General features: G+C 37.5%; 15 protein-coding genes and 1 pseudogene. 8 read left to right on the top strand and 8 right to left on the bottom strand.

The features are described from left to right. The first annotated feature begins 225 nt into the window (after positions 1–225). The 3 genes from gyrB to rpoD all read left to right on the top strand — a co-directional run bounded on the left by gyrB (position 226) and on the right by rpoD (position 5,002). Positions 226–2,658, top strand: coding sequence for a DNA topoisomerase (ATP-hydrolyzing) subunit B (gyrB, locus tag AN490_RS16875; RefSeq protein ID WP_300005681.1), 2,433 nt, complete (start codon positions 226–228; stop codon positions 2,656–2,658). 815 nt (positions 2,659–3,473) lie between these two features. Then, the gene (locus AN490_RS16870; RefSeq protein ID WP_213714030.1) at positions 3,474–3,656 is read left to right on the top strand and encodes a hypothetical protein; all 183 of its coding nucleotides are present in this window, start codon (positions 3,474–3,476) and stop codon (positions 3,654–3,656) included. 170 nt (positions 3,657–3,826) lie between these two features. After that, entirely contained in the window at positions 3,827–5,002 is a 1,176-nt protein-coding gene (gene rpoD / locus AN490_RS16865; protein ID WP_015081056.1) for an RNA polymerase sigma factor RpoD, read from the top strand. A gap of 54 nt (positions 5,003–5,056) precedes the next feature. Here the strand turns inward: rpoD and AN490_RS16860 are convergent, their stop codons facing one another. From AN490_RS16860 to AN490_RS16835, 6 genes are all read right to left on the bottom strand, one after another. Beyond that, positions 5,057–5,290, bottom strand: coding sequence for a hypothetical protein (locus AN490_RS16860; protein WP_148764456.1), 234 nt, complete (start codon positions 5,288–5,290; stop codon positions 5,057–5,059). Between the two features lie 115 nt (positions 5,291–5,405). Beyond that, positions 5,406–6,317 carry a tetratricopeptide repeat protein gene (locus tag AN490_RS16855; protein ID WP_300005678.1) on the bottom strand — a complete coding sequence of 304 codons (912 nt, stop codon included), beginning with the start codon at positions 6,315–6,317 and terminating at the stop codon, positions 5,406–5,408. Positions 6,318–6,493: 176 nt separating this feature from the next. After that, positions 6,494–6,721, bottom strand: a complete 228-nt coding sequence (locus AN490_RS16850) for a hypothetical protein (RefSeq protein ID WP_213714037.1) — start codon at positions 6,719–6,721, stop codon at positions 6,494–6,496. A gap of 92 nt (positions 6,722–6,813) precedes the next feature. Further along, positions 6,814–8,706 (bottom strand): biosynthetic-type acetolactate synthase large subunit, encoded by a 1,893-nt coding sequence (gene ilvB / locus AN490_RS16845; RefSeq protein ID WP_300005675.1) that lies wholly within the window; start codon positions 8,704–8,706, stop codon positions 6,814–6,816. Positions 8,707–8,840: 134 nt separating this feature from the next. Beyond that, positions 8,841–10,097 carry an MFS transporter gene (locus tag AN490_RS16840; protein WP_300005673.1) on the bottom strand — a complete coding sequence of 419 codons (1,257 nt, stop codon included), beginning with the start codon at positions 10,095–10,097 and terminating at the stop codon, positions 8,841–8,843. A 28-nt stretch (positions 10,098–10,125) separates the two neighbouring features. Further along, positions 10,126–10,686, bottom strand: coding sequence for a hypothetical protein (locus AN490_RS16835; RefSeq protein WP_213719748.1), 561 nt, complete (start codon positions 10,684–10,686; stop codon positions 10,126–10,128). A gap of 209 nt (positions 10,687–10,895) precedes the next feature. On the opposite strand from AN490_RS16835, the gene AN490_RS16830 reads away from it, so the two are divergent. Continuing rightward, positions 10,896–11,876 (top strand): aldo/keto reductase, encoded by a 981-nt coding sequence (locus AN490_RS16830; RefSeq protein ID WP_300005669.1) that lies wholly within the window; start codon positions 10,896–10,898, stop codon positions 11,874–11,876. A 73-nt stretch (positions 11,877–11,949) separates the two neighbouring features. Here AN490_RS16830 and AN490_RS16825 read toward each other — a convergent pair whose 3' ends face one another. Together AN490_RS16825 and AN490_RS16820 are read right to left on the bottom strand one after the other, a co-directional pair. Next, positions 11,950–13,098: a DNA methyltransferase gene (locus tag AN490_RS16825; protein WP_300005667.1), complete on the bottom strand. Its 1,149-nt coding sequence runs from the start codon at positions 13,096–13,098 to the stop codon at positions 11,950–11,952. Continuing rightward, positions 13,095–14,129: a site-specific DNA-methyltransferase gene (locus AN490_RS16820; RefSeq protein WP_300005665.1), complete on the bottom strand. Its 1,035-nt coding sequence runs from the start codon at positions 14,127–14,129 to the stop codon at positions 13,095–13,097. Before AN490_RS16820 ends, AN490_RS16825 begins: the two co-directional genes overlap by 4 nt. Before the next feature lie 210 nt (positions 14,130–14,339). Between AN490_RS16820 and AN490_RS16815 the strand changes: the two genes are divergently transcribed. The 4 genes and pseudogenes from AN490_RS16815 to AN490_RS16800 form a co-directional block, all read left to right on the top strand. Continuing rightward, positions 14,340–15,215 (top strand): hypothetical protein, encoded by an 876-nt coding sequence (locus tag AN490_RS16815; RefSeq protein WP_300005663.1) that lies wholly within the window; start codon positions 14,340–14,342, stop codon positions 15,213–15,215. Positions 15,216–15,352: 137 nt separating this feature from the next. Beyond that, positions 15,353–16,570, top strand: a complete 1,218-nt coding sequence (locus tag AN490_RS16810; protein ID WP_300005661.1) for a DUF4336 domain-containing protein — start codon at positions 15,353–15,355, stop codon at positions 16,568–16,570. 309 nt (positions 16,571–16,879) lie between these two features. Then, positions 16,880–17,461 (top strand): Uma2 family endonuclease, encoded by a 582-nt coding sequence (locus AN490_RS16805; RefSeq protein WP_300005659.1) that lies wholly within the window; start codon positions 16,880–16,882, stop codon positions 17,459–17,461. A gap of 140 nt (positions 17,462–17,601) precedes the next feature. Next, positions 17,602–17,775: pseudogene (locus AN490_RS16800) on the top strand (element excision factor XisI family protein); the annotation flags it as partial. Between the last annotated feature and the right edge of the window lie 93 nt (positions 17,776–17,868).

Below are 17,868 nucleotides of genomic sequence, written 5' to 3'. Positions count from 1 at the left end.
GCGTAAATAAAGCAACCATATTCAATCGCCAAAAAGCCTACTGTATATTAGTTTTGACTTTTGACTTTTGACTTCCGCCCTGCGGTACTAGGGTGATAACCCCTATATAAACTTCTCATGAAATTGCGCTACAGACGGCAGGAAGGCTTTTGTGATATACTATTGGGGTGATTTAACTTTTTTCGCCTTTTGGCGATATTAACCCCAAGCATCAGGAGAATTTTCATGACGAGCAGTTACAGCGCCGATCAGATTCAAGTTCTGGAAGGTCTGGAAGCCGTCCGCAAACGACCAGGGATGTACATTGGTACTACAGGTCCGCGAGGACTCCACCATTTAGTTTACGAGGTAGTGGACAACTCTGTTGATGAAGCTTTAGCGGGTCACTGTACCCATGTTGAAGTGGATATCAATGCTGATGGTTCTGTGACAGTAACAGATGATGGTCGGGGTATTCCCGTAGACATCCACCCAAAAACCGGGAAATCAGCTTTAGAAACAGTGTTAACTGTTCTCCACGCTGGTGGTAAGTTTGGTGGTGGTGGATACAAAGTTTCCGGTGGTTTACACGGGGTGGGGATTTCGGTTGTTAACGCCCTGTCTGAGTTTGTAGAAGTTACGGTTTGGCGTGATCACAAGGTACATAACCAGCGATATGAACGCAGTTTCGCCGTTACGGAATTGGTCGCAACGCCTTATGAAGAAGATAGAACGGGTACTTCTATTACCTTTAAGCCAGATACACAAATTTTTACCACCAGCATAGAATTTGATTACATTACTTTATCAGGTCGTTTGCGCGAGTTGGCGTATTTGAATGCAGGTGTCAGAATTATTTTTACGGATTATCGTTTAGAAATCCTGAAAAGCGACACACCGAGAATAGAAACTTACGAATATAAAGGCGGTATTAAAGAATATATCGCCTACATGAATCGTGAAAAGCAACCACTTCATGAAGAAATTATCTATGTCCAAGGGGAACGTAACAACGTCCAGGTAGAAGTTTCTTTACAGTGGTGTACGGATGCTTACACAGATAATGTCCTCGGCTTTGCTAATAATATTCGGACTATTGATGGTGGTACACACCTAGAAGGTTTAAAAGCAGTTTTAACTCGGACATTAAATGCCACTGCTCGCAAACGCAATAAAATTAAAGAAGGTGAATCTAATCTTAGTGGTGAACACGTCCGTGAAGGTTTAACTGCTGTAATTTCGGTGAAAGTCCCTGATCCTGAATTTGAAGGACAAACCAAAACTAAACTGGGAAATACTGAAGTTCGCGGTATTGTTGATTCTTTCGTGGGTGAAGTTCTCACTGAATATCTAGACTTTCATCCCGCGATCGCTGATGCTATTTTAGATAAAGCTATTCAAGCGTTTAAAGCTGCTGAAGCTGCCCGTCATGCACGGGAATTAGTCCGGCGGAAATCAGTATTAGAATCTTCTCCTCTTCCGGGTAAATTAGCAGATTGTAGCTCTCGTGACCCTGCTGAGTCTGAAATATACATCGTGGAAGGCGATTCAGCGGGTGGCTGTTTTCATGGTGATACATTAGTAGCATTAGTTGATGGGCGATCGCTCAGTTTTAAAGAAATCGTCGCCGAACAAGCACAAGGGATTACACATGAATGCTTCACTATGGATGGTGATGCAATGGTTCCAGGACAAATTATCAATCCCCGGATGACCAAAGCGAATGCTGAAGTTGTGAAGGTAATATTTAACAATGGTCAAAGTGTTATCTGTACTCCAGATCACCTCTTTTTAATGGCAGATTCTCCACTTCGTCCATTGGATGATAAAAATCATGAGCCTGTTTATAAGCCAGCTAGAGAATTAACAAGTTACGATTTACTCAAGAGACCACCTACTCTGGCTGGATTGGTAGGTGAAAATGTTGAAACTCCCCTAATGTCTATTTTGAGGGTTGATGATGTTCAACCTTTAGAGGAACGTTTTGACGTTTACGACATTGAAGTTCCCAAAACTCATAACTTTCAATTAGCCAGTGGTGTATTTGTTCACAATAGCGCCAAGCAAGGACGCGATCGCCGAACCCAAGCAATTCTCCCTCTGCGTGGTAAAATCCTCAACATTGAAAAAACTGACGATTCCAAAATCTATAAAAATAACGAAATTCAATCGTTAATTACCGCACTTGGTTTAGGTGTCAAAGGTGAAGAATTCAACGCCGCACAATTACGATATCATCACATAGTCTTGATGACCGATGCTGACGTAGATGGGGCGCACATCCGCACGCTGTTGCTAACTTTCTTTTACCGTTATCAGCGGGCGTTGATTGAACAAGGTTTCATCTATATTGCTTGTCCTCCACTGTACAAAGTAGAACGAGGAAAAAATTATCAGTATTGTTACAGCGAACGGGAATTGCAACAGCATTTAGGTACTCTTCCCAGCAATGCTAACTATACCATTCAACGTTTTAAAGGTTTGGGAGAAATGATGCCCGCACAACTGTGGACAACCACCATGAATCCAGAAACCCGTACCCTCAAACGAGTGGAAATTGAAGACGCAGCCGAAGCTGATCGGATTTTTACCATCTTAATGGGCGATCGCGTCGCACCAAGACGGGAATTCATTGAAACTTATGGTTCTAAACTGAATATGACAGATTTAGATATCTAAGGTCATGGGTAATGGGGAATTGGTAATTAAGTTTCTACCTCCCCTGTTCCCTCTTCCCTGTTCCCATAACTTTTTCGCTAAAAATCACAAATTTTCTCCACAAATAGGGAAAGCATTTGCTATGCTTAGAAAGCGCAACTAGATATTATCTACAAAGCAAAGATTGGTAAGCATACACAAAACTTTTCATAACCAGATGACAGCCGCTTTCTTAAAATCAGAAGTATTCAAAATCACGGTTGACATACGTAAAATTACTTAAATAGATCATTAGGTAACTTTAGCAACAATATTATTTATCACCTGATTAAAATATCGTTGTATACAATAGGAACAGTTTGTCAAGTTGCACAGGGTAGAAATCTCAACTCTGCGCTAATGTGTGAATAAGGCTAAATTGAGAGAAATCTCAATTCATCTTTTACCCAGCTAAAAATATGCCATAACTTTAACTCCTTAGTTCAGGTTCTTGGTATAGCATATACAAGGGTTAGTTCCTGGAAACAAAAACCAATCACTAGCGCCAAAGTGAATATGTCCAATTAGTTCAACCAGAACTAATTTCTGTAAACAATTACCCGTCCTCGGGTGAAGTTACAACAGAACATAAATACTATTTGTGCAGTTGGGAACAATTTGTGTAAGTTTTATAAAAGTGTGCCTACCTTTTAATTTAATGAGAATGCCACTGTCAAACCAAAAAGTTTTCAACAAGATTTAATGGTATCACCACCATTTTTAATGTCTTTTTGATAAAGGTGGCTTAATCTTAGTAAATGAGTTCATAAATAATGCACAAAAAGAGGGCAATTTTTGTGAAACAGGCTACAATCGGAACAGTATTTACAGTTAAATTTGCCAAATGTCATATACTTGTATCTCCATCAGGAAACTTTTTGAAAAAAATGGATCTAGGCTATAGATTTGCTCAATCAAAAGTGACATGGGGAATTACCAAGAATGACAATTTAAAAAGCGAGCAATTCACTAAAAAGTGATATTTGCCACTTTTACTAAACCATCCTGCATAAAACAGGAAAAAAATCACCGAAAATATTTTGAGGGTAATCAGCCAAACCCTAATTTTCGGTTTTAGAGATTACTTAATGCCAAAAGTAATCAAAATGTCTTGAGTAACTGATTCTGCAAGGAGCATGAGGAACGCGGCATGAACCAGGCTAACAACGTACTCGATAATATTTATCAGCCTGACCTAGAAATGATAAATCCGCCTGAGATCGAATTACAAGCACTCTTAATAGAAGAACAAGAGGACTTATTGCTGACTGATGACGGCGAAATTGATGATTTTTTAGAGCCTCAGTCTGATGAGGACGACGCAAAGTCTGGAAAAGCCGCTAAATCGCGTCGTCGGACACCAATTGCCAAGAAAAAGCACTACACCGAAGATTCCATTCGTTTGTATTTGCAAGAAATTGGGCGGATTCGTTTGTTACGCGCAGACGAAGAAATTGAATTAGCGCGGAAAATTGCTGAATTACTGGAACTAGAACGAGCGAGGGAAAGGCTTTGTGAACGCCTAGAACGCGATCCTAGAGACAGTGAATGGGCAGCAGAAGTATCGTTACCATTACCGACCTTTCGTTATCGGCTGCACGTTGGCCGCAGAGCGAAGGACAAAATGGTACAATCTAACCTGCGGCTTGTAGTTTCCATTGCCAAAAAATACATGAATCGGGGCTTGTCCTTCCAAGACTTGATTCAAGAGGGTAGTTTGGGTTTGATTCGTGCCGCTGAAAAGTTTGATCACGAAAAAGGCTATAAGTTTTCTACCTACGCTACATGGTGGATACGTCAAGCAATTACAAGAGCGATCGCTGATCAGTCCCGCACTATCCGGTTACCAGTTCATCTCTACGAAACCATTTCTCGGATTAAGAAAACCACCAAACTCCTCTCCCAAGAAATGGGACGCAAACCCACAGAAGAAGAAATTGCGACTCGCATGGAAATGACCATCGAGAAACTGCGGTTTATTGCCAAATCTGCCCAGTTGCCAATTTCCTTAGAAACACCTATCGGTAAAGAAGAAGATTCCCGTTTAGGTGATTTTATCGAATCTGATGGCGAAACACCAGAAGATCAAGTTTCTAAGAACCTGCTGCGGGAAGACCTAGAAAAAGTCCTAGATAGTCTCAGTCCCCGTGAAAGAGACGTTCTCCGACTTCGCTATGGTTTAGATGATGGTCGCATGAAAACTCTGGAAGAAATCGGCCAGATTTTCAATGTTACCCGCGAACGCATTCGCCAAATCGAAGCTAAAGCACTCCGTAAACTACGCCATCCTAATCGGAATAGTGTACTGAAAGAGTATATTCGTTAATTGTTAGGGGTGGGTTTAAAATCATCAACCTCTTAAACCTGCCCCCAGCATTAATTACATCTTCCCTTTCTGCATAACTTCTTGCAGATGATGACGAATTTCGTGTGCTTGTTCAATTTCTGATTGCCGTAATTTTTGGAACAGTTCTACACAGGGTTGAGAATTAGCTTCCTTGGCATCTTTGATATAATTTTCATAAGCTTGAACTGCTACCGATTTAGTATGCAGCACACTAATAAAATCAAACTCTAAGTTACTAATGGGTTCTTGAGTTTTGGTTTTAGTCATTTTTCGACTCTGTTGGTTATTTAATTAATTTCTACTTATTCCCTTAGATTTATTCATCTGTCTAAAAGCTGATAAAATCCTCTGTTGTGAGTAGAGACGTTTTGTCAAAATGTCGCTACTTATTTAATTTTTGCGCTTCTTGTAATAACTGCTGGGAATTTTTCACCCACTGCAAATTACCTTGAATATTATATAAATCTCTGGCATATTGGAAGACTTGGACAGCTTCTTTATGCTGCTTTAATTGCATAAAAACTAACCCTGCACCATAATAAGCATTAGCATAATTAGGGTTAGCTGCGGCTGATTTTCTGAAAGCTGCTAAAGCTTCGGTTAATTTACCCTGGTTAAATAAAATTGAACCAAGATTATAGTGTGCTTCTGCGTATTTAGGATTGATTTTAATTGCTTGATTAAAAGCTGCTTTTGCTTGCTCAATTTTCCCTAGCTGCAAATAACAGATCCCTAAATGATAGGCTGGTTCAGGAGCATTTTGACTCATTGTTCTGGCTTTTTGAAAAGAGGCGATCGCACTTTCCCAATTTTTTTCCTGTTCCTTAACTAACCCCATGTTATAATGGGCAAAACCGAGATTTGGATTTAACTTCAAAGCCTGATTTAAATAATCTTGCGCCAATTTTAAATTATTTCCTTCTAATAATGCTCCACCTAAATTTGCAAAAGCTAAAGCAAATTGAGAATCGGCTTGGGTAGCTTGATAAAAAGCATCTGCCGCAGGTTGTAACTGTCCCGATTGTCGTAGTGCTAAACCCAAATTATAGTGCGCTGCTGCTAATTTAGGCTCTAGTTTAATAGCTTGACGAAAAGCGGTAATTGCTGCTTCTAATTGTCCTAGTTGAATTGCTTGTAGTCCTTGATTTAAAGATTCTGTAGCTGCTTTGCTATTTGAGTTTTGTGCCAGTATTAGAGTAGGGGGAGAATTGGAAAATACGGGTTGAATATTAATACTTAATAATAAAAAATTGATTATCCCCAAGATGGAATATTTAATTAATGGTAGTTGCATGAGTTGAGTTTTGTTTCGCGCAAAGGCACAAAGGAGCAAAGACGCAAAGGAAGATCAGGAAAAATCAATGTTGTTCTGGTAAATAATAATCTCATTCCCGGTCTCTGACGGGGAATGCTGTCAGGAGGTTTCTACCTTCCTTTTTTTATTTCATGCAGACAAGTAAAGATGTGTACCTAAATTTTTAATAATTCTTGATCATTTTCCTTAATAATATTTGGTTTAATAGGATTGTTTACTAATTTACCTTCATTTAGGTAACAAATAAAACAACAAATTTTCTTATATTGATCAAATTCAAATATATATTCATTATTATTTTTTTTATACTTGTAATCATGTTTAGTCACAATAATCGCAATAGAATAGCTGATATTAGGGTTTAGTTTTAAAAATTCTTCCATTGCTTTTTCATCTCCGTCAGATAGATTCCACCGTCCTTGAGGATGAGAATGGATAAGGGTAAAGCATAATGCTAAACCCCTACAAAATCTAACTACAACTTTGTTCCACAATCAGAACAGAAATTATGGTTAGGTTGGTTTTGAGTCCCACAATTGCTGCAAGAAATTGATTCAACTGCGGTTCTTGGTGTTGGCTTAGGCAAACCAACCATTTGCGAGTTATTCTTACCAGGCGCTACCATGGGATAGCAATTTTCATCTCTGGTAATGTGGACATTCACAATTACAGGGCCATTGTGTGCCAGCATTTCGGCAATTTTATCTGCCAACTCTTCCCGCTTAGTAATTACCATCCCCTTGATGCCATAAGCCTGTGCTAAAAGCTCAATATCAGGCATTCCGACTTCCATGTTAGAAGATGAATAACGCTGTCCATAGAAGGCTTCCTGCCACTGCCGCACCATGCCCTGCCAACCGTTATTTAAGATCAAAGTCTTGACATTAATGCCATATTGTGCTAACGTTCCCAACTCCTGCAAACACATTTGGAAACTGGCATCACCGCTGATACAGATTACTTCTTCGTCCGGGAATGCCACCTTTGCACCCATAGCCGCAGGAACACCAAAACCCATTGTTCCTAAACCCGCACTAGAAATCCAGCGTCTTGGACCATTTTTGAGGAATTGGGCTGCCCACATTTGATGTTGACCAACATCTGTAGTATAAAATGCGTGGGGGGCTTGACTACCAACTTCAACAATTACCTCTTGAGGAGAAATGCTGTCGGCATGATGGGGGACAATCAGAGGATAATCTTGCCGCCAACTGTTAATTAAGTTTAACCATTCTTGGTTTTGGTTAGGTGTGGCTTTGGTATTTGCCTCTTGACATCGCCGTAACAGGTCTTTTAAGACGTTTTTGACATCCCCCACAATGGGAACTTGGGGAACGCGGTTTTTACCGACTTCTGCGGGGTCAATATCAATGTGAATGACTTTGGCTAAAGAGGCAAATTCATCTAATTTACCTGTCACTCGGTCATCAAATCTTGCACCAACACAAATTAATAAATCGCAATCTGTAACGGCAAAGTTAGCGTAGGCTGTGCCGTGCATTCCCAACATTCCCAAGGACAGGGGATGATGTTCATCAAATGCACCGATACCCATTAAGGTAGTAGTGACGGGGAGATTAAATAATTCTGCCAGTTGTTTGACTTCTTCGTGGGCATTAGCGGCGATCGCTCCTCCCCCAACATACAACAATGGGCGACGACTTTCTCTAATTAATTGAATTGCCGCATTAATTTGGCGCGGATTTCCCTTGACTGTGGGACGGTAGCCAGGTAACTTAATTGAACCCGGTGCCACAGGCACATAATCAAATTCTTCTAACGCTACATCTTTGGGAACATCAATTAAAACAGGTCCAGGTCTACCAGTGCTGGCAATGTGAAAAGCTTCAGCCACAATCCGCGCCATATCTTTGGCATCACGGACTACATAAGAATGCTTAACAATGGGTAAGGTAATTCCATAAATATCTGTTTCCTGAAAAGCATCTGTACCAATAGAAGCTCTTGGTACTTGTCCCGTAACCACAATCATGGGGATAGAATCCATGTAAGCCGTAGCAATACCCGTAACTAAGTTAGTTGCTCCAGGACCAGAAGTCCCAAAACATACTCCAACTTTACCAGTAGCACGGGCGTAACCGTCAGCGGCATGGGCTGCACCTTGTTCGTGTCTAACTAAGATATGCTTGACCGTACCCCCAGCTTCTATTTTATAGAGGTCATCATAAATCGGTAGAATCGCACCACCGGGATAACCAAAAATATGTTCAACACCATGACGGATAAGACTATCTATCAACGCAAAACCGCCAGATGCTCGTTGGGGTGCAGTAACTGATGAATTAGAGATAGGAGACTGCTGATTATTTTCAGATTTTGGGAGACTGATTTGAGAAGACGAAACCACAGTTAACCTCAAAGTATAGCTAAAATTAACGCTTAGATTCTGTATTTAAAATTTCATTTTAATGTAAAAATTCTCACAATTGCAGAGAAAGCGGAATTTATTAGCGTTAAGAATGGATTATAATTGTACAATTTTTAGATCACATCTTGCAATACCCGCCGAGTATTTTGCCAAGTCCAGACACCAACAGCCCCGACAACTATACTCATTCCCAACAATACCGCTGATAATCCAAAGGCATTAACTAGCTTTGTGGTAATTAACAAGGGTGCTGTAAGAGCAATATTAATGGCATGATTTTGAAAGCCAAACACCTTCCCGTGCATTTCTGGTGGTGTTTGTTGTTGAATTAAAGTTTGCATTGGCACGTTGACAAAAGCTGCACCCACGCCTAAGAAAATACAAAGTCCTAATGCTAGGGGTTGGTTATCAATAAAAATGAATAAACCTAATGAAACCGCCATCATCAAAAATCCGATTAAAGGCAAGGGTTTATGATGGAGACGATGACCAAAATTCCCCAAAATAGCCGCACCTATTACCATACCCACCCCAGCCGCAGCTACGAAAGAGCTAAATTCTTCTGGTGCTAAATGTAATCTAGCCGCCATACCAATGGCTAATTCTATCAGGGCGGCAAATACGCAGTATAATGTAACTATTTGTAGCATGGCATTCCATACCAGCCGATTTTGTTTGAGATAGCGTAGTCCTAACAAAAATTCAGCCCAGGGATTAATTGCGGCTGTTTCTTCGTGAATCCGTTTGGGTTCTTGAAACTGAATCGGCATCATAATCACGGCAGAAATTAGATATAAGCAGCCAACGACCAATTCTTTACCAAAGCCCTTATTAAAGGTTTCAAACCAATTCAACATCGGAGTAGCCACCGCATTACCAATAATTAATGCAGCCATCATTGTGCTGCTAAATAAGGCATTGGCAGCCATTAAACCTTCTTTTCTTACCAACAGGGGAATTGAAGCCTGTTCTGCTGGGGCAAAAAACTGGGTAACGGTGGAGATAGAAAAGGTGAAGAATAAAAGTATCCCAAATTCTCGTGGCAGGAAGGGAATTAGCAGCATGAATATCCCCCGTACCAGATCTGAACCCACCATAATCAGTTTTTTTGGCACACGGTCAACGATCACACCACCGGCAGAACCAAACAATATTGCGGGTACGGTAAATGCCATATACAAATAGAAGCGCGCATCACCGCCTATCTGATTCGGGGGTAAATAGAGTTGCAGTAAGGCAATCATTAAGACAAAGAATACCTTATCAGCTAATTGGGAAATTAGTTGACCAATCCACAGGAGCATAAAACCCCGGTTTTTCAGCAGTCCGGTAAAACCGTTATTAACAGCAGTAGGTTCAGTGGGAAACATCAGATACTTGGGAATGGGGAATAAATAGTCAATATTTCTTGTTATAACGTTCTAAGAGGAAATTGAGAAATTCAGATGCACTGAGGTAGTTTTTGGTGGGAGAGAACCCCAATGATGGATTTACCCATTGGCCTGGGACAGATTGGGGGGAGTGCCACATTGATAAATGGTCAACTGCTGGCTCGGCATAAAAGTTGTTTTCTCCCATACCGAGATAAGCTGAAGTCCAATGGGTGTAATAATCATGACTTAAACGATGAATCGGGAAATTGCCCGCTAGAGGGACTCCCCAACCATCAATAGCAATGAAGGCTTGCACATGACCGCCCAAAAGTTGCCACGCTGTGGCTGCACCTATACCGCCAATTACACCAGCACTAAAGCATAAGAATATAACAGGCGATTCTAGCTTATTACCAAGGCGATTGTGCAAAAAATGTAAAATATGAAATGTTGATAAAGTTAAATAACCCTGTTCCGGGAAAATCAGTATATCTACGGAGTTTTGATGACTTTGATTCAAGCACCCTTGGATAAAGCTTTTAGTTAATTCTGGTTCATGGATTCCCGGACAAATAATAATGGGCATTTATTTTTTATCTTTGAAAAGTCTGCAAAAAATTAAAGGTATTTTCGCGCAAAGACGCAAAGGAGCAAAGACGCAAAGAAAGAGATTAACTCAGATTGTGGTCTAATACATGAAAACTGCTGTAAGAATATATTACATGAGTGGTATAGTATTGACCTATTTATTCCTTGATAATGAGTTTTGGGACAACTTTAAACAACTGCCTAAATATGCTAACTAACAATTTATTAAATCTCCCTCTCATGGGTTGCGGTACTTGGGCTTGGGGGAATCAACTTCTCTGGGGGTACGATGAAAGTATGGATAACCAATTGCAAGAGGTTTTTAATCTCTGTGTTAGCAATGGTATTACATTATTTGATACGGGTGATTCCTACGGTACTGGCAAGTTAAAGGGACGCAGTGAGTTACTTTTAGGAAAATTTGCCCAAGCATATCAAGGTTTAAATCAAGAAAATATTTGCATTGCTACTAAGTTAGCTGCATACCCTTGGAGATGGACTAGAAATTCAATTATATCAGCTTGTCATGCCTCGTCAAGAAGATTAGGACGCAATGTTGATTTGGTGCAAATGCACTGGTCTACTGCTAATTATGCACCTTGGCAAGAAGTGGGTTTATTAGATGGTTTGGGTGATTTGTATGAACAGGGTTTAGTTAAAGGTGTGGGTTTATCTAATTATGGAACTAAAAGACTTTTATGGGTACATAAAAGATTTCAGGAAAGAGGTATACCGATTAAAACTTTGCAGGTACAATATTCACTTTTATCTACTTATCCGGTGACGGAATTAGGTTTAAAGGATGTTTGTGATGATTTGGGAATTGCATTAATTGCTTATAGTCCTTTAGGGTTGGGTTTATTAACAGGGAAGTTTTCGGAAAATGGCAGTTTTCCCACAGGTATTCGCGGGTTTTTATGTAAACAGTTATTACCAGGAATGAAGCCGCTTTTAGGTTGTTTGCAAGAAATAGCAAATACGAGAAATAAAACTATGTCTCAAGTGGCTATTAATTGGTGTATTAGTAAAGGCACAATTCCCATTCCTGGGGCTAAAAGTTTGAAACAAGCAAAGGAGAATATTGGGGCTTTGGGGTGGTTTTTGAGTGATGGTGAGGTGATAGAGTTGGATCATGTTGCTGATAGGGTAGAGAAGAAAATGGTGCAGAATATTTTTCAGACAAAGTGAGATAAAAGCAAATATCTAAAAAATAAAATAATATTGATGCGTCATAACTCACTATTTATGGTAAGTTACACTACTATTTGTATTCTTGTAAAATTATTTGCCAAGTTTGAATATGAGCATCTTTAACTTCCGTTGAATTTTTAGCATCTTTTACTAATTCTTCTGTATATGTTTTGATAAATTCATGATAATCTTCTATAAAACGCAGGTAATATTTTAAGGTGTTCACAATACCATTAGCAATAATTTCTAACCCACGTTCTCTTTTAATCTTCAAAATTAATTCATTAATATATTCTTCTTCATCTTTATTAATAAAACAGTCTTTGTATGTCGTCAGAATATAATACCTTTCTCTTGTTGTATTGGCAGATTTTTTTACTATATCCAATATCATATTTCTATCAATAGGAATATTGTGTTTTATTTCTAATATTTCAAACGGATTGTTATGGTTATCCCTTATTTCTATATCACCATAACCATGTTTATCAGCAGAGGTATGAACATTTAAAGGTAGTAATATTTTATTTTCAAATCTGCGAATAGTTTTTAATAGTTGTTTATAGATAGTAAAAATTACAATAACTGGTAGTCGAGAACTTGATGGTTCTGCAAAATGTCTTTCCACCATTTTCATTACTGTATTAATATTGAGAATATTTACAGAATTAACAATTTCTAAAGTTTCTGTAAAAACTATTTCTTGCGCCTTAGAAATAAGATGTAATTGTCCTAAGATGTAAACTAAACAATTTTCAATATCAATTGTTTGATTTTCAATTTTATCAATCAACTTCAAAAAAGGTTCAACTAAGCTTTTACTCCTTAATGGTAATTTAACCCCCTCCTGAAAATTCCAGGTAATTTCTGCGCGTGTTGCTTTAGTTAAAAATGCAGTTTCTTTATTAGCATATTTAGGAAATTTACTTTTGAAAAATGGTGTAGTTACCTTAGTATCGAGAACTCTTGCAGAATATCCATTTATAAATTTAGCCATGTGTAACCTGATATCTTGCTCAGGTTTCATTATTTTCTTGAGTAAGGTGGTAATAATTACCTGAATTAAAGATTTATCGGTTTCTATTTTTTGAATGAAAATATCTACAAAGTTTTTTATTTCTTGATCAAATTCTGTAAATGATTGATTTTTAACTAATTCAAGTGCTTGCTGATAGGATTTTTCTAATCTTTCTACTTCTTGATTATAATCATATTTCATATAAATAATTCCTGCTGTTTAGAATCGGGTTGTTCTATACGGTTATTAGCCAGATTTACGTAATCAGGATTAATTTCGATTCCTAAATAATTTCTATTTAAATTTCTAGCTGCTATACAAGTTGTACCACTACCACAAAAAGGATCAAGAACAAAATCATCTTCTTGAGTTAATAATTTAATCAGTTCTTGAATAATATATAGGGGATAAACTGCTGGATGATGATTATTTTTAGTGATTTCCACTGGACTTTCAATGATGTCTTTTTTTATCGTGTTTCCTAAAATTCTAATAATAGTAAAACCATTATTTTTGATTTGGTTATTTCTTCCTCCATCTTGTCCACCATAAGCTAATTTATGTATACCATGAATTTTCATTCTAAATCCTTCAATTTCTCCATTATGTACTGCTAAAATAGCTTGATTTAATGCTTTAATAGCATTATTTTTTTGTTCTTCACTTAAATCAGAATTTTTGATTAATTCCACATATTTTTTACCTAATTTATCAGAGGGTTTACTTTTAACGCTTTTGTTAAAACTATCCAAGTGTTGTAAATAATTATCCAAATTAAAATAATAATCTTTTGATTTAGCAAATATGAAAAAAGGTTCTGTAGCTTGTATTAATTTTCTTTTATCTTGACGTGGTGTCGGATTGAGTTTTGACCATGTAATTTGATTAATAAGAAAAATATTTTGATTTTGGATGGCTTGAATTGCAAATTTATAAGGAATTAGAGATAAACCCCCGTCAATATATTTATCTCCTAAGTTAAAAACTATTACTCCAGTTTTTTTCAAAACGCGCACACATTCCCAAAAAACTGTGAGGATGTTTTTTAAGTATTCTGATTCAGTTGTTTCATTACCGATACCTAAATCACCATTTCCATAATTACGTTGCTGAAAATATGGTGGTGAAGTAATGATTAAATCAAAAGTATCATTTTCTATTTGTTTGAGTACAGATAAATTATCCCCAAGAATAATTTTATTTTTGATGTCTGATATTGCTCGTAATTTCATGTAACTTTATGCAATTTAATTTGTAATTCATCTACTCAAATATAACAGTTTTTGTATCTTTTTAAACGCTCTCTAAATAAAATTTAATAATTTAACTTTTTAAGCGTCAAATATACGCGCATAAGCATTACATCATAAAACCGTGATATTTGAGTATAATGTAAGTTACAGTTTGAATACTCAATATTCAAGAATACTATAAAATTAGCAATGCTAAAAAAATTAAACTTATCTTTCCCAACAATTCCCAAATCTAAGTATCAATCCCAAAGCCAAGATACAGCCATACAATCTGATATTTATTTCTTTCAAAAATGGCGACAATTATCATTAAAACAACGCATAGAAAGATTTATTAGCCATGAACGAGGAGTAAAAAAACTATGTCTGATAGGAATTAAATCTCGACATCGGAATTTTACTATACAGGAAATTCGTAATTTATTTACCCGTGCTGTATTAGGAGAAAAATTTACTCCTGATTTTCAAGCAAAAGGTATTAATGAAAATATGTGGATTCAAGATTCAATTTCTTTAGCAGGAGAATTACATCAAATTTTGGAATCAATTAATATTGATTACCATGTTAATCGAGGTGTTGCTAGTTCTATTCATGGAGAACCCCGTTCTACTCGTGATTTAGATTTGGTAATAGAAATTAATCAAAATCAAATAGATTTACTGGTAAAAACTTTAGAAGCATCTGAATATTATTGTCCAGCAGGTGCGGTAGAAGATTTACAGCATGGTTGTGGAAATATGTTGAATATTACCCATACAGAAACTATTGCTAATGCTGATATATATATTACTGACAATTCACCTTTTGCAATATCCCAAATGCAGCGGAGAATATTAGTTGATTTAGATGGAATACCTGCTTTTTGGATAGCTTCAGCAGAAGATATTATTTTACAAAAACTTCGCTGGGGAAAGGGAAGTAAATCAGAAAAACAATGGCGTGATGTTTTGGGGATAATTAAGTTACAAGCAGATAATTTGGATTATGCTTATTTAGCCGAATGGGCAGAAAATTTAGATTTAGTTGCTGATTTAAGTGAGGTATTAACTCAAGCTGGAATATGAAAATCACTCATGGTGAAAAACCCAATCTTTCTAAAAAATCAATAATCTTATGTTGATCACCCACATAATTTGCTAAACTCCAAATTTAGAAAAGCAAACAAAAATCTGAGTATTGGGAATTGAGAGAGGTTCGCAAAGTGGTGGAAAGTGAAGACACAGAACAAATTTATCCCCAGGATTTTTCATGGCGGTTTTGGCCTGTTGTGCCAATTTACCCTTATGGTCAACGGCGCACTATCCGTAAAGAAGTTGTCAAAGATACTATCTTGACCTTTGATCAATTACAGGGAATTTTCTATGTAGTTGTGCCAATTCGTATGACTGTAGTTAAGCTAGAAAAAGGCGGTTTGCTGGTTTATGCACCTGTCGCACCCACAGGAGAATGTGTCCGGTTGCTGAATGAGTTGGTGGCAGAACACGGTGATGTTAAGTATATTATTTTGCCCACGATATCGGGAATAGAACATAAAGTATTCGTTGGTCCATTTGCACGACGCTTTTCCGCTGCACAGGTATTTGTCGCTCCCGGACAATGGAGTTTTCCGATCAATCTGCCTTTAAGTTGGTTGGGTTTACCCGGTAAACGTACTCATATACTGCCTGAAAATAGCCAGGAAGCCCCTTTTGCTGAAGATTTTGATTATGCAATCTTGGGACCGATTGATTTGGGTTTGGGTAAGTTTGCAGAGGTGGTTTTTTTCCACAAGCGATCGCACATTCTCTTAGTTACAGATACCATAGTTTCAGTACCAGCAGAGCCACCTGCAATTGTCCAACTTGACCCCTATCCCTTACTCTACCACGCGAAGGATAAAGCCTTTGACATCGTTGCAGATACCTCAGCAAACCGCCGTAAAGGGTGGCAGCGAATCACATTATTTGCCTTGTATTTCAGTCCCAGTGTGTTAGAAGTACCTACATGGGGTGAAGTATGGCGTGATGCCGAAAAAGCTCCAGAACGTTCGAGAAAAGCCTATTTTGGGTTTTTCCCCTTCCAATGGCGGGAAAATTGGCAAGATTCATTTGATATTTTACAAGGAAATGGGCGGATATTTGTTGCCCCAATTTTACAAAGTTTGATTTTAAATCGCGCACCCACAGAAACAATAAATTGGGCTAATAAAGTTGCTAGTTGGGATTTTCAATGGATTATTCCCTGTCATTTTAATGCCCCGATTAAAGTCGAACCGCAACAATTTCGTCAAGCATTTGCGTTTTTAGAAAAACAGCCTGTTGGGGGTTTAGTTAGTAGTAATAGCTATTCTTTGCCGGAGGATGATTTTAAGTTATTGAGAGATATTGATTCAGGGTTAAATAAGTTGGGTATTGTGCCACCAGCAAAAGAGAAAGTGTAATTATAAATAAACTGACAATGAGGTAGGTGTTTCAGATGTTTCAGTCTGTACACTTGGCATAAATAGACATCAGGATTTTTTATGAATATTTATCTGGGAATATTTCGGGTTTTAAAGATGAGTTTTTTTCTACATCCTGTACATCCTTAAATCCTGGAAATCTATCATTTGTCAATAGGTAAATGACAAAAATACCTTTGTTTCGGGTTTGATTTTTAGTTTGCCCCTTTGCCTTTGCAAGAAATAAAAAATATTAATAATTGCTATACTAGAAAAATTACAATTATCTCATAGTAACCGTAAAAATATATGACTCTTAGCCAATTTCAACCCTATATTTCCATAGAAGAATACTTACAAGCTGAAAAATCTAGCCCTATTAAACATGAATATATCCAAGGGCAAATTTACGCAATGGCTGGTGCTAGTGATGCCCATGTAACAATTACTGCTAACTTAGTTGCCCTTTTAAGAAATCATATTCGTGGTACAGGATGTCGGCTTTACGTCGCTGACATGAAAGCAAGAATTGAATCTCTAGATATTTTCTATTATCCTGATATTATGGTAACTTGCGATTCAAGAGATACACAGTTTGAATATTTTAAACGATATCCGAGTTTAATTATTGAAGTTTTATCACCTTCTACAGAAGCCTTAGATAGAGGTGATAAATTTAGTGATTATCAAGAATTAGACACTTTACAAGAATATGTTTTAGTTAGTCAAAATCGGCAACGAATTGATTGTTTCCGGCGCAATTCCGAAGAAAGATGGGTTCTTTATAGCTATAGAGGAAATCAACCATTAGAATTAACCAGTGTAAATTTTTCTTGTCTTCTCGCTGATGTTTATGAGGATGTTGCTTTTCCTCCAAATTTAAGTAAATAAAACTTTAAAGATGAGTTTTTTCTTCATCCTGTACATCCTTAAATCCTGGAAATCCTGATTCAGACAGTAGGGTGTGTTAGCGTTGCGTAACGCACCAAAATTGCTTAAATTTAATCTCATGAATTAATGTGAGTTACGTTTATGGGACAATTATTCATGTAGATATTAGAGATAGAAAAATTTGGATTCAGAGAGATTTTACAGAGGAAGGGGTAGCTAGTGAGTTGGTAGATTTGGGAGTACCAAAAACGGATATTGTTTTAGGTTTTAAGCCACCTTATATGAGACAGTTTACTGATTTTGCATCGGGTTAGATTTTTTATTCAATGTTTTATATTTTGGTAACTTGATAATAGCTTGTCCTTTTGGGATAGGCGTTTTACTTGTCCCTTTTTTTCGCGCAAAGA

The organism is Anabaena sp. AL09 (assembly GCF_001672255.1).
Classification (GTDB): domain Bacteria; phylum Cyanobacteriota; class Cyanobacteriia; order Cyanobacteriales; family Nostocaceae; genus Dolichospermum; species Dolichospermum lemmermannii.
Note: the sequence above shows the minus strand (reverse complement) of the source record. Positions and strands in the feature narration are given on the sequence as shown.

Coding starts and splice junctions, on each gene's coding strand:
- gyrB (WP_300005681.1), top strand. CDS start 226: ATGACGAGCAGTTACAGCGCCGATCAGATTCAAGTTCTGGAAGGTCTG.
- rpoD (WP_015081056.1), top strand. CDS start 3,827: ATGAACCAGGCTAACAACGTACTCGATAATATTTATCAGCCTGACCTA.
- AN490_RS16860 (WP_148764456.1), bottom strand. CDS start 5,290: ATGACTAAAACCAAAACTCAAGAACCCATTAGTAACTTAGAGTTTGAT.
- AN490_RS16855 (WP_300005678.1), bottom strand. CDS start 6,317: ATGCAACTACCATTAATTAAATATTCCATCTTGGGGATAATCAATTTT.
- AN490_RS16850 (WP_213714037.1), bottom strand. CDS start 6,721: ATGGAAGAATTTTTAAAACTAAACCCTAATATCAGCTATTCTATTGCG.
- AN490_RS16840 (WP_300005673.1), bottom strand. CDS start 10,097: ATGTTTCCCACTGAACCTACTGCTGTTAATAACGGTTTTACCGGACTG.
- AN490_RS16835 (WP_213719748.1), bottom strand. CDS start 10,686: ATGCCCATTATTATTTGTCCGGGAATCCATGAACCAGAATTAACTAAA.
- AN490_RS16830 (WP_300005669.1), top strand. CDS start 10,896: ATGCTAACTAACAATTTATTAAATCTCCCTCTCATGGGTTGCGGTACT.
- AN490_RS16825 (WP_300005667.1), bottom strand. CDS start 13,098: ATGAAATATGATTATAATCAAGAAGTAGAAAGATTAGAAAAATCCTAT.
- AN490_RS16820 (WP_300005665.1), bottom strand. CDS start 14,129: ATGAAATTACGAGCAATATCAGACATCAAAAATAAAATTATTCTTGGG.
- AN490_RS16815 (WP_300005663.1), top strand. CDS start 14,340: ATGCTAAAAAAATTAAACTTATCTTTCCCAACAATTCCCAAATCTAAG.
- AN490_RS16805 (WP_300005659.1), top strand. CDS start 16,880: ATGACTCTTAGCCAATTTCAACCCTATATTTCCATAGAAGAATACTTA.